This is a genomic window from Sphingomonas sp. MMS12-HWE2-04, from assembly GCF_044881185.1.
Classification (GTDB): Bacteria; Pseudomonadota; Alphaproteobacteria; order Sphingomonadales; family Sphingomonadaceae; genus Sphingomonas.
On sequence record NZ_CP173254.1, the window covers coordinates 3,611,444 to 3,624,566 of the forward strand.

The 13,123-nt window shown below is 61.7% G+C and carries 8 protein-coding genes and 1 pseudogene; 6 read left to right on the top strand and 3 right to left on the bottom strand.

Features of this window, described 5'->3' with window-relative positions; genetic code table 11:
* Positions 1–35: 35 nt before the first annotated feature.
* Positions 36–1,325 (bottom strand): sugar transferase, encoded by a 1,290-nt coding sequence (locus tag AB2M62_RS16990; protein ID WP_404335696.1) that lies wholly within the window; start codon positions 1,323–1,325, stop codon positions 36–38.
* A gap of 284 nt (positions 1,326–1,609) precedes the next feature.
* On the opposite strand from AB2M62_RS16990, the gene gmd reads away from it, so the two are divergent.
* From gmd to wecC, 6 genes are all read left to right on the top strand, one after another.
* A complete protein-coding gene (gene gmd, locus AB2M62_RS16995; RefSeq protein WP_404335697.1) occupies positions 1,610–2,671 on the top strand; it encodes a GDP-mannose 4,6-dehydratase in 1,062 nt (353 codons plus the stop codon).
* A gap of 49 nt (positions 2,672–2,720) precedes the next feature.
* Entirely contained in the window at positions 2,721–3,608 is an 888-nt protein-coding gene (locus AB2M62_RS17000) for a GDP-L-fucose synthase family protein (protein ID WP_404339997.1), read from the top strand.
* A 1,510-nt stretch (positions 3,609–5,118) separates the two neighbouring features.
* A complete protein-coding gene (gene rfbB / locus AB2M62_RS17005) occupies positions 5,119–6,204 on the top strand; it encodes a dTDP-glucose 4,6-dehydratase (RefSeq protein ID WP_404335699.1) in 1,086 nt (361 codons plus the stop codon).
* Complete coding sequence (gene rfbA / locus AB2M62_RS17010) at positions 6,201–7,085, top strand: glucose-1-phosphate thymidylyltransferase RfbA (protein WP_404335701.1); 885 nt, start codon at positions 6,201–6,203, stop codon at positions 7,083–7,085. Before rfbB ends, rfbA begins: the two co-directional genes overlap by 4 nt.
* Positions 7,086–8,588: 1,503 nt before the next feature.
* Positions 8,589–9,734: a non-hydrolyzing UDP-N-acetylglucosamine 2-epimerase gene (gene wecB, locus AB2M62_RS17015; protein ID WP_404335703.1), complete on the top strand. Its 1,146-nt coding sequence runs from the start codon at positions 8,589–8,591 to the stop codon at positions 9,732–9,734.
* Complete coding sequence (gene wecC, locus AB2M62_RS17020; protein ID WP_404335704.1) at positions 9,712–11,007, top strand: UDP-N-acetyl-D-mannosamine dehydrogenase; 1,296 nt, start codon at positions 9,712–9,714, stop codon at positions 11,005–11,007. Before wecB ends, wecC begins: the two co-directional genes overlap by 23 nt.
* Before the next feature lie 204 nt (positions 11,008–11,211).
* On the opposite strand, the pseudogene AB2M62_RS17025 reads toward wecC, so the two are convergent.
* Together AB2M62_RS17025 and AB2M62_RS17030 are read right to left on the bottom strand one after the other, a co-directional pair.
* Positions 11,212–12,604, bottom strand: a pseudogene (locus tag AB2M62_RS17025) (UdgX family uracil-DNA binding protein).
* The gene (locus AB2M62_RS17030) at positions 12,605–13,087 is read right to left on the bottom strand and encodes a hemerythrin domain-containing protein (protein WP_404335705.1); all 483 of its coding nucleotides are present in this window, start codon (positions 13,085–13,087) and stop codon (positions 12,605–12,607) included.
* Positions 13,088–13,123 lie beyond the last annotated feature (36 nt).

Here is a 13,123-nt window from a genome sequence, read left to right on the forward strand (position 1 = left end):
TCCCGGGGCCGTTATCTAGTGAATGGCGCAATGCCTCAGCGCGCACCGAAGCCCGTCGCCATCGTGCGGATCGTTCGCGCGACGATGAGCAAATCCAGCCATGGTGAGAAGTTCTTGATGTAATAGAAATCGTAGTGGAGCTTGCTGGTGACGTCCGCGATCTCTGCGACATGGCCCTGGCTCACTTGCGCCCAGCCAGTGATCCCCGGGCGAACGATGTGGCGATAGCGGTAGAACGGGATCTCGCTCTCGTACCAGCGAGAGAGCACCGCAGCTTCAGGGCGAGGGCCTATCCAGCTCATTTCTCCGCGAAGCACATTTACAAGCTGAGGGAGCTCGTCAATCCGCGTCTGGCGCAGAGCCCGCCCCAACTTCGTGACTCGGGCATCGTTATCCCGCGTCATCGCCGCGGTTCGATGCTCGCCCTGCGATCCCGCATCCGTCATCGTTCGAAACTTGTATACCGTGAATGGCTTGCCGCGGTACCCGATCCGGGTTTGCCTGAAGATCGCAGGTCCAGGCGAGTCCACCCGAATCATCAGGGCGATCAGGATCAACGCCGGTGACATGATCGCGAGCGCTGCTGCCGCAGCAATCCAGTCACCCCACATCTTGAGCACGAGATAAAACGAGGAGGGCGAAAGTGTCCCGTAGCTGGTCTCCGAAAGATGCTCAAGTTCCACGCGGCCTGTCAACGACTCAACCAGATGCTTCAGGTGGAGCACTTGCAGTCCCGCAAGGGCGTAGTCAGCCAGCCTGCGCTCCCATTCGGGCGGAAGGTCAACGCGCAGATCCACAGCGATGGCATCGAGCCCCGATACATCGCTGTCCGGATTTTCCAGCATTACCGGGACGACGCGTCGTACGCCGATGAAGGCGGGGTCAAGTGTAGCGTGCGATATTATGCCGATCCGGAGGCCACGCCGCTGCTCCTTGAAATGGATGAAGTAGAACCACAGCAGCGCAAGGAAGTACGAGCTTGCGAGTACGAAGCGATTATATTCGATACGCCCCATCACCAGAAACAGCAGGACCGTTCCGAAGGTGGCGGAGAAGGCTGGCAGGATCGAAGCGCTTCCTTCGACGCCGGGGTAGCGCGCCATGCTGCGCATGATCATCGTGCCGGCCAGGACCGATCCGAGACTGAGCACGAACGTAAGGTGCAGAACGCTGACGCTGTCAGCGCCGCCGGCGAGCGACAGGGGAGTGTCCCACACAGAAACGAGCCGGGCAACATAGGGGAGCAGCGGAATTACGATCGCCCCCGCCGCCTGCACGCGAAGACGATGCCACCGACTGTATCTGGTATGCACGTAGTAATCCATCCGCGCGTAAACCACCTAAAAGCGCTTGTTAACCGGCCATCCGCTGCCGCGATCTGTTCTTTTTGAGCCCTCAGGAGGTGCACGAATCGCCCCACTCCGGTAGTGCAGCATTGTTGCCATGGCAATCGCGGCAGCACGAATTGGAAAGGGCTCCGGACCTGACGGATGGCTCCGCCATGCCGCGGCCTGCCCACAACGTTTGCTCTTCCGTTGGCGTCGCGGCTCCCTATTAAGCGCTATCCAGACGCGGCTCGGGGCCGGCAAGGGATTGATTGGAGTATGCTATGGCGAAGACGGCGTTGATTACAGGCGTGACCGGGCAGGATGGCGCGTACCTCGCACAGTTTCTGCTAGAAAAGGGCTATCGCGTCCATGGCATGAAACGGCGCTCTTCGTCGTTCAACACTGCGCGAATCGAAGATATCTACGAGGATCCGCACGTCGAAAACCCGCGCTTTTCGCTTCACTACGGCGACATGACAGATTCGACTAATTTGATCCGCCTGGTTCAGGAAACGCAGCCCGACGAGATCTACAACCTTGCTGCCCAAAGCCATGTGCAGGTCAGTTTCGAGACACCAGAGTACACCGCCAACGCAGATGCGATCGGCACCCTGCGGGTGCTCGAGGCAATCCGGATTTTGGGTCTCGAGAAGAAGACGCGCTTCTATCAAGCTTCCACGTCCGAACTTTACGGCCTGGTTCAGGAGGTTCCGCAGCGCGAGACCACGCCCTTTTACCCGCGCAGTCCCTATGCCGCGGCAAAGCTGTACGCGTATTGGATCGTAGTCAATTACCGGGAGGCATATGGCATCCACGCATCGAACGGCATCCTCTTCAACCACGAGTCTCCGCTTCGCGGTGAAACCTTCGTCACGCGCAAGATTACGCGCGCGGCGGCCGCCATTGCACTTGGACGGCAGGAGGTTCTGTATTTGGGCAATCTTGATGCGCGACGCGATTGGGGCCATGCGCGGGAATATGTCCGCGGCATGTGGATGATCACCCAAGCCGAGCAAGCCGACGACTACGTGCTGGCCACCGGCGAAACTACGCGGGTACGTACCTTCGTCGAATGGGCTTTTGCCGATGCCGGCATCCCGCTGGAATTTCGCGGAGAGGGCATCGACGAGAAGGGATATTGCACCTCGACCGGGAAGATCCGCGTTATGGTCGACCCCCGTTACTTTCGCCCGACCGAGGTCGAGTTGCTGATCGGCGATCCCAGCAAAGCGCACGAGAAGCTTGGTTGGCGCCATGAAACCTCGCCGCGCGAACTCGCGCGCGAAATGGTCGAAGCCGATCTGGCTACGATGCGCACAGCGCCGATCGGAAAGGGAGCCTGACGTGTACGATCTGGCAGGCAAGAGAATCTGGGTCGCAGGACATCGAGGTATGGTCGGCTCCGCAATCGTACGTCGCCTGCAGTCGGAAGATTGCGAGGTCCTGACCGTAAGTCGTGACGATTTGGACTTGCGCGATCAGCGCGAGGTCGAGGCCTGGCTTCGGGATCGACGCCCCGATGCGGTGTTCCTGGCAGCGGCGAAGGTCGGAGGCATTCTCGCCAATGACAGCTATCCCGCAGACTTCCTGCTCGACAACCTGCTGATCGAAACCGCAATCATCGCCGGTGCCCATCTGGCGGAGGTCGAAAAGCTGGTATTTCTCGGATCAAGCTGCATTTACCCAAAATTCGCCGAGCAGCCGATCGTGGAAGAGGCGTTGCTGACGGGGCCGCTCGAGCCGACCAATGAGTGGTATGCCATCGCGAAGATCGCCGGCATCAAGCTGACACAGGCGTTTCGCCGACAGCACGGTCGCGATTTCATCTCAGCCATGCCGACGAACCTGTACGGTCCGGGCGACAATTTCGACCTTGCATCGAGCCATGTCATGCCAGCGCTGATCCGCAAAGTGCATGAGGCCAAGCAGAATGGTGCAGCGGTGAACATATGGGGCAGCGGCGCGCCCCGACGCGAGTTCCTTTATGTAGAAGACTGCGCTGATGCATGCGTGCATCTGCTTCGTCACTACTCAGGCGATCAGCACGTCAATGTCGGGTCGGGAACCGACGTCTCGATTTTGGAACTGGTCAAGTTGATCATGACGGTCATCGGCTATTCTGGCGAGGTCGTTCACGATCTTGGCAAGCCGGACGGCACACCTCGCAAGCTGATGGACAGTTCCAAACTGGCGGCTCTCGGTTGGCGCGCCTCCACCTCGCTGGAGGAAGGAATTGATAGAAGCTATAGAGCATTTTTGAACAGTTCCTACGTGACGTAAGGCGCATAGGAGACATGGCAGTCGAGTTCACCGCGCATAGAAACGGAGCATCACGAGGCATATATGCAGCATTCCCTTTCCATATCGACCCCTTCTAGACGCACCGATTTGGGGTCAACCATTCTTGCTCTGTTCCTGGGAGCACTTGCGGCTCCTGCGGCGTGCGCCCAGACGGCGCAGGCAGACTCCACTCAGCAGGCGCTTGGTAACCGGATTACCGACGTGGCCGAGCCGTTGGTGCCCACGGTTCGGCCTGGCCATCGAGTATCTTCGCGATTGAATACTCGGGTAAGCAACCGGCTGGGAACTCGTGTGCAGCGCTTCGACCCGACGTCGGCGGACCCCATTTCGGCTTACGAGATGCCCGTTGACGACCAGAGTCGCGCTGGAACTGAGCCCGAATAAAGCGCTGGTGCCTATCCGCGCCGATCAACTTGAGGCACGCACAGGCATCGGGGTTCAGCTTCCCGACCGTAGCCCAGGATAGCGCTTGCCCACGACGAGAACACGCCCTGAAGCATATCGCAGTGAAATGCAGTGTCGTGCCCCACGCACGCCAATCTCGGTGCGGGGAAACGTGCCTAGAATGACCCTTTGGTCCGAGGTCGTGTATGAAGACAGAAGGTGCAGGTCTCTCGCTTCGGATCACGCCGACTAGGCTTGTATCTGTGTCGCTTCTTAAGAACGCAGAGGATGTACGATCGGATACGCATGTGTCGCTCCTTAGCGCGGCGGACCACGTAAGCAAGCTTCGCGCCACTATGATTCGTGATGCCGCTTCAGCAATCCACCGTGCATAGTCAGTTTGCTCGCAGACCCAATCGCGAAAGGCGGATCGGAACCCTTGTACCGTAACTCCAAGGTCCATGTTGGACAGGAAACTTAAGTGGGGTCACGCTTGAAAGCGGCCTCCCCGTTCTGACCCCGGGACTATCAGGTCGCTGGCGCTCACCTTGAAGCTGGCGCGCTGCAGGCTTCTACGGCCCGCCGGTAAAAGTGGACGTCAGCCGCCGGGCCGCACCGCAGTAAAGGACCAGGCATCGTCCGGGTTGCGGCACCTCGCGCCGCGGATCACGGGGCAGCAACGCCCACCCGCCAGATCGCATGCCGGAGGCTAAAAGCCACCGCGCCAGCGCCGCCGCCACGGCACTAGCGCGAAGCGCGTCCGGCTCTGCCAGGAGCTATCAAAGCTACTTTCTTTGCTCCGGTCTGCCGTCATGGCGGCGTGCGCCCCGGGTCTGTGCGCCAGCCGCCGCCGCGCTTCTCGGCCGATCAAGGTTACCACGCGGCGCGAGCAAGCTGCGAGGTCTGGAGGCGGCCTCGTATAAGCAAACCAGCATACTCCCCGTGCTCCGGTTCTGCTTTTGACTGGCGAACGAACCCGGGGCGGGTATTGGTCCAACGCTAGCGGGCTTCCGGAAAGACGGAAGGTACCGCTGCGAAGCAACGTGGCTTAGCAATTGCTACAGGTTTCGCCTTTATCCTGCGAGGTGGGAAGCAAGGAGGTGGAATGCGGATTTTCGTCACTGGAGGTGCAGGGTTCATTGGTTCTGCACTGGTGCGACATCTGATCGCGAACACCCCTCACACGGTGCTGAACTTCGACAAGCTGACCTATGCCGGATCACTGACGAACGTCGCAAGTGCTTCAGGTTCGGAGCGTTATCGGTTCGTCCAAGGCGACGTGTGCGACGCCAACGAGGTGTCCGCCGCGATTTCGACCTTCCAGCCGGACATCATCACGCACCTCGCAGCTGAAAGCCATGTCGATCGTTCGATCGATGGACCCGACACCTTCATTCAAACCAATTTGGTGGGCACCTATACGATGCTGAGCCAAGCGTGCGCCTACTGGTCAGGTTTAGATGGACCAAGAATGGGGCGCTTTCGATTCCACCACATATCCACCGACGAGGTCTACGGATCGTTGAGCCCGACGGGCCTGTTCACGGAGGACACCCCCTACGATCCGCGATCCCCTTACTCAGCAACGAAGGCAGGAGCGGACCATCTGGTGTCGGCGTGGGGACATAGCTTCGGCTTGCCCGTGCTCATCACCAATTGCTCCAACAATTACGGGCCATATCACCATCCTGAAAAGCTGATCCCCCTGACCATCGTAAAAGCACTCGCAGGTGACCCGCTGCCGGTCTACGGCAAGGGTGATCAAGTACGCGACTGGCTATTTGTTGAAGACCATGTCCGGGCACTTCAGATGGTATTTGAACGCGGGCAACCGGGTAGATCCTACAACGTCGGCGGCCTCAATGAGATGAGAAACATTGAAGTGGTCGAGAGAGTTTGCGCTGTTCTGGATCGAGTCCGGCCCCGCCGCGATCAGCGAAGCTACAATGACCAAATCAGCTTTGTCGCCGATCGGCCCGGTCACGACCAACGCTACGCAATCGATGCCAGCCGTATCTGCAATGAGCTGGGTTGGCGCCCCGTCGAACGGTTCGAGACTGGCTTGGAGAAGACTGTCGCATGGTACCTCGACAATGAAGCCTGGTGGAGCCCTTTAGTCGCCGGCGATGCAACCATCCGTCGCGGCCTTGCGGTTCTCTCGCCATCCACTCTGGAAAATGCAGAACAATGAAAGGAATCATTCTGGCGGGAGGTACCGGCACCCGGTTACACCCGGCAACGCTAGCCATCAACAAGCAGCTACTTCCGATCTATGACAAACCGATGATCTATTATCCGATGTCGGTGCTGATGCTGGCCGGCATTCACGATATCCTGATCATCGCTAGCCCGGATTATGTCGACAATTATCGCAGGCTGTTCGAAGATGGCTCATCCTTGGGAATCCGAGTCGCCTACATGGTCCAGCCCAAACCTGAAGGATTGCCGCAAGCCTTCACGCTCGGCCGCGAGTTCATCGGCGGCGACTCCGTGATGCTGGTCCTTGGCGACAACCTGTTCTTTGGCGCAAACATGACAGAGCTGCTCGCCCGGGCGAGCAGCCGACGCCGGGGGGCGACAATCTTCAGCTACCGTGTCGATGATCCGAGCCGATACGGAGTGGTCGATTTTGACGAGAGCGGAAACGCTGTAGGGCTGGAAGAAAAGCCTCTTCATCCGCGCTCCAATCAAGCAGTGACCGGACTGTACGTGTTCGATGGCACTGTTGCGGATCGCGCCGCTTCCCTGCGGCCATCCGCACGAGGCGAGCTAGAAATCACCGACCTGATTCGTGAGTATCTTTTGGAAGGTAGCCTAGCCGTCGAATTGATGGGGAGAGGGTTCGCGTGGCTGGACACCGGCACCCACGACAGCCTGCTCGAAGCTGGGGAGTTCGTCCGCACAATTCAGAAGCGACAAGGGATTCAGATCGCGTGCCTGGAAGAAATTGCCTACCGACAAGGCTTCATCACCGCCGATCAGGCGCGGTCGCGCGGGCGAGCGTTGGCCAAGACTGCTTACGGGCAGGCAATTCTTACAGCTTTAGAGCAACGAGCCAGACCGCGAATGTGAAGAGCCCGCGACGCAGAGGTCGTAGTGGAAGAAGGTGCTCACTGTAGCGCGTGCCTGGGCGGTATACCGTTACCAAGTTAATGACCAAGGCGCGGATGATCCCAGACGCTTGCAACTCGGTGATGCTGTTCGGAGTATAAAACGCACGACGCCCGTGCGCCCCACAAATGCGTCGCCTCTGACATGCTCCCCAAAGCTATACCCGTCATAATCGGAGCCCGGGGCTGGTTGAGCTGCTACCCGTTCTTGGACCACTCAGCCGGGCGTCATCCAGCTTCTGCCGGCAGCGGCGGGCCATGTGCCGCTGACCGGTTTGCCGAGGGACACATCACCGATTGGGAAGATTGGTGGGCCAACACCCTAGTTGTGTGGCTCCAGGCCATGTCCCTGAGGCGACCGGCGAACATGCTTCGCGGCGGCGGCTACCGCCACTTCCGGCGTTTCATGTTGATAGCATTCCCGACTACCTTCAGGGGTAGCGCCGGACGTCGTAGGCGGAGAAAGGCCGGGGTTCGATCTCCAGCTAATCTTCCGGGAGAGCTTCCGCTTCTCAAGCGAGCCGGAGCCGGGCCTCGAACTAGCCATATTGTGACCAACGCTCTGCGGCGGGGACTTATCGGCAACCTTGGGGAGGCTGGCTGCTGCCGCTTAGGTCCCTTATGATCCACCGCGCCGACTTCTACGTTCGGCCGGTCGCGCTACGCTATCAAGACGAGGTGGTCTCGCGGCCCGTGTCTGCCGTCCTGCATAGTTCCGGGAGGGCGGACGGAACATGCTGACAGATGCCAGATATCGAGAAGGTCCTAGAAAGCTATAGGAACTTGATGGTGTCTATTCGACTTCTCGAGGCGCCTCAGGTGGTCCGCTGGGCAAGCCAGCCGTGCTATCGGCGCCCGGTTCGGCTTTGGGTTGCTACTTGCCGAGTTCCCCATTTAGAGGACCGTCGCAACGGTCGCTTTCAGGGCGCGGGGAACGGGTGGCGAACGTCCTAGATTTAGGGCGTGTAGCGGTCGCGAGCCGTGCCGCATCGTACTGTAATATCTCACGAGAAGTGTGGGGTAGCCGGCGATCGTCGATAAAATTGCGCCGATAAATCAAAGCGCTACGGAGGGTTTTGGTACGCCTCCCGCTCCGCCACTTGCACTCTCTGCCGAGTTTGCAGGCCCCTCTAAACATGGCCCCATATGTTGGCCCTAAAGGCATGGGGTTTCGGGATCAGCCGCCGCCTTGTGTAGCCGGGCCGAGCCGACCCGTATCCCTGCGCGGTCGGCTCGGGGCCGGACGCGCGAGAAATCTGGTGGCTCGGCTCCGATCGCCATAACTCGGTGACCTGCCTCGCGCCGTGGAGGGGCGCGCTCTCTGCTCGCTGCGGCACGCGCGCTAGTCGAAGGTAACCCGCTCCCGCGCAGGACGCGCCGGTGTAGCAGGGACTCGCAGCAATCGTGGGGCTGAACCATGGAGCAGCTTAGAGGCGCGTTAAGCCGCGCATGATATGATAGCGCCATGACTCAGCCGCTCACCAGCCGCGTCCTCCTGATCTTCGGTACCCGTCCCGAGGCGATCAAGCTCTTCCCCGTCGTCCGGGCGCTGGCGGAAATCCCGGGCCTCGACGTGCGCACCTGCGTTTCGGCGCAGCATCGCGGGCTGCTCGATCAGGTGCTGTCTATAGCCGATCTCCGGCCCGATATCGATCTCGACCTGATGACTCCGGGGCAATCGCTTGACCAGCTTACAGCAAGGCTGCTGATCGGGCTGGGCGAGGTGTTGGGGGTTGAGCGGCCCGATCGCGTAGTTGTCCAGGGCGATACTGCGACCGCGATGGTCGGGGCGCTGGCAGCATATTATCGCAAGATTCCGGTTTCTCACGTCGAAGCGGGGCTTCGCTCCGGCGACATTTATCAGCCTTGGCCCGAGGAAGTGAACCGCCGCATCGTCGCCCAGATCGCCGACCAGCATTTCGCCCCGACCGAGACCGCCGCGCAGGAGCTGCGCCGCGAGAACACCGATCCTGCGACGATCCACGTCACCGGCAACACCGTGATCGACGCACTCCACGCCACCCGCGCCCGGATCGACGCCGACCCCGCGCTCGCCGCCGGGCTGGATCCCATCGCCGCGCGCTTCGCCGGCAAGCGCATCGTGCTGGTCACCACCCATCGCCGCGAGAATTTCGGCGAGGGCATGGACGGCATCGCCCATGCCCTCGCCCGCATCGCCGATCGCGACGACGTCGCCATCCTCTTCCCGATGCACCCCAATCCCAATGTCGCCGCGGCGATGGACAGGATCCTGGGCGAGCGCGCCAATGTCGCCCGCGTCGCGCCGCTCGATTATCCCCATTTCATCCGTGCGCTGTCGCTATGCCATGTCGTGCTCAGCGATTCGGGCGGGGTGCAAGAAGAAGCACCCGCGCTCGGCAAGCCGGTATTGGTGATGCGCGAGACCACCGAGCGTCCCGAGGGCATCGCCGCGGGCACCGCAAAACTGGTCGGCACCGATTGCGACCGCATCGTTTCCGAAATCTCAACCCTCCTCGACGATGATGCCGCCTATTCGGCAATGGCACGCGCCCACAATCCGTTCGGCGACGGCCATTCCTCGGCACGGATTGCGAGGATCATCGCACATGGTTTCGGACTCTCAGCTTAAGGTCGCAGTTCTCGGCCTGGGCTATATCGGGCTTCCCACCGCCGCAGTAATCGCACGCACCGGCGCCCAGGTATTGGGCATCGACGTCCACCAGGCCGTGGTCGACACGGTCAATTCGGGCAAGGTCCATATCGAGGAGATCGACCTGGACGGCCTCGTCTCGGGTGTCGTTGCGCGCGGCAATCTGCGCGCCGCGCTCCAGATCGAGCCGGCCGACGTGTTCGTCATCGCCGTGCCCACGCCGTTCGGCGAAAACCATGCCCCGGATATCGGCTATGTGCTCAAGGCGGCGACCACGATCGCGATCGTGCTCAAGGCGGGCGACGTGGTCATCCTCGAATCGACCTCGCCGGTCGGCACCACCGAAAAAGTCGCCGAACTGCTAGCCCAGCTTCGTCCCGACCTGAAGATTCCCGGCCACACCGTCGGCAGCGCCGATGTCGCGATCGCCTATTGTCCCGAGCGCGTGCTGCCCGGACGCATCCTAGTCGAACTGATCGACAACGACCGGGTGATCGGCGGCATCACCCCGCGTTGCGCGCGCAAGGCGCTGCAATTCTATCGCCGCTTCGTCCGCGGCGCGTGCGTCACCACGTCGGCAAAGGCCGCCGAAATGACCAAGCTGGCCGAAAACGCCTTTCGCGACGTCAACATCGCCTTTGCTAACGAACTCGGCCATGTCGCCGAGACGATGGGCGTCGACGTGTGGGAGGTCATCCGCCTCGCCAACCGCCATCCCCGCGTCAACATCCTGTCGCCCGGTCCCGGCGTCGGCGGCCATTGCATCGCCGTCGATCCCTGGTTTCTGGTCAGCGCCGCACCCGAGCAGACGCCGCTGATCCGCACCGCGCGCGAAGTCAACGACGCCAAGGTCGATCATGTCGTGGCGCGTGCCGCCGCGATGATCGAGGCCGCGCCGCACGGCCGGGTCGCCTGTCTCGGCCTAGCCTTCAAGGCCAATATCGACGATTTTCGCGAGAGCCCCGCGCTCAAGGTGGCAGCGGCGCTGGCCGAGCGTTTCGGCGAGCGCGTCGCGATTGTCGAGCCCTATGCCGCCGCGCTGCCGCCGGCGTTCGACGGCACTGGCGCCGCGCTCATCGACATCGACGCGGCGCTGGAAGAGTGCGCATCCCTGATCGTGCTGGTCGATCACGACGTGTTCAAATCGATCCCGCTCGACGAACGCGCGGACAAGCAGGTCTATGACACGCGTGGCATCTGGCCCGACCAACCCCAGCCCGCCGCAAGCCAGCCGCTGCGCCTCGCCAGCTGATCTAAAAATTAGCCCAGGCCGCCGGCCGATCGCCGCAGACCCGCGAACAAACTGCGTGAGTGCACCGGCGCGCTGAGGCGAGTGAGCACGATGCCGCCAAGATCATAGCTCAAGGGCCATCAATTGAGATTGAGTCCGTAAGCCGAGCAGTCGAATGGAAGGCGGGCTCGAGGTATGCGATCATTTCAGAAACGAATTGTATTTTTAGCCTTGGCGTGATCCCAGCGCCCGCGCCGCGCCCTTCAAATCCTCGACGAACGTAGCGTATTCTTCTGCCGCCTTCGACGCGTCGGGCAGGCGCAACAGGAAGCTGGGATGGATGGTGACCCAGCCAACCCCGCCTTCGCCGAGATCGATCGCTCGACCGCGGGTGGCCCCGATCGTCACCGCCTTGCCGAGCATCTGCCGCGCCGCAGTGGCGCCCAGCGCGACGGTGATTTCGGGTTTCACGAGCAACCGTTCCTGTTCGTACCACCAGCGGCACGCCGAATGTCGCCGGCATCAGGCTTGGAATGGATCCGGCGCTTGCCACGCGGCTCGAACTTGAAGTGCTTGACCGCATTGGTGACATAGACCCCGGCACGATCGATGCCGGCCTCGCCAATCGCCTTGTCGAACATCTGCCCCGCCGGGCCGACGAACGGCGTGCCGCGCAAATCCTCCTGGTCGCCGGGCTGCTCGCCGACGAACATCATCCGCGCATCGACCGGGCCTTCGCCGAATACGGTTTGCGTGGCATATTTGTGCAGATGGCACCGCGTGCAGGCGCGCGCCTCGTCGCGAAGCGCCGCCCAGGCGGCATCGCTGTTGCCCCCACCCATTCGCGTGCCGTCGCCACCATCGCGGTCTCGCGCGCACGCGCGCCCGCGACCAGATCCTTGACCAAGGCGGTCTCGGGCATGTTCTTCCAATATTTGCGCGGCATCTCCTTGAGCATCGCGCCGATCTTCAACCGTGCCGGATTGAAGATCGACGCGTAATAGGTCTTCCACACTTCTTCGGTGGGATCGCCGTCGGGCGCCTCTTCGCGGCGGGCCGGGGGGCCTTCGCACAGCGTCTGCCCGTCCCAATGCAGCGAGAGCGCCGGCGTGAGGATCGACCAGCGCATCGCCGCAAAGCGATTGGTGAAGAAGCGCGCGTTCGCGCGGACGATATGATGCTCAGGCTCGAACCAGGCGACATAGCGCGGGCCTTCGGGCTCCTCGATCTCGCGGAAGCGGACAAAGGCGCGCATCTTATGGATGTCGCGGCGAACCGCCTTGGCCATCTCCTCGAGCCGACGGACCAGCACATCGGCATGGTCCTCGATCCGCCGCGGCTGATCGACCAAGCCGGTGAGCAGCGAATACAACAAGCCGAAGCGAAGCGGATCCGCGTGGAGGATCGCGGTCTGCGCCAAATCGAGAAACGCGCGTGGCACCCGGAATGGCGGCGCCGCAACGGCGTCGAGCACGGCCTCGTCGCCGAACAAGTCGACGGGCGCATCGCCGACCTGCCACACCACATCGGCCGCCGGCACGCGCGCCTGGATCAGCGCGCGCGCAGCATCGCGCCACCCCTCGAAATCATCCTCGTCGGCGAGCGATACGACACGCACCTATTCGCGTTCGTCCCCAGGCGGATGGGCTTCGGCGCGCTCGAGTTCGGCAGGTTTGCGCTCTTCGAAGGTGCGCGCGATCCGTTCCTCGGTGGCGGCCGACAGATGCTTCTCCGCGGTGGGAAACATCTCTTCCTCTTCCTCTTCGATATGATGCTCGTAGCGGTGGCGCATCTCGTCAAACTTGGCGTCCCAATCGGACGATCCGAATTCGAGCTCCATCAGCTCACCCAGGAAATCGTCGACTTCCTTGTGCTCGGATACCGAATGCCGCGCATCTTCGCGCAGTTCGGGATCGGCCAGCATCGTCGCATAAAGCGATTCCTCTTCGGCGGCGGCATGCGCCTGGAGCTCGAGCCGCAGGGTATCGAACGCGTCGCGACGCGCCTGGTCGGCCCCCGGATTGTCGCCGACGCGCTGGAGCAGCGCACGCTGGCGGTCATGGTCGGCGATCAGATCATCGAAAATGCGCGGATTGGACATCGAAATCTCCTTCGCGATGCCCAACGGCGCGCGAGC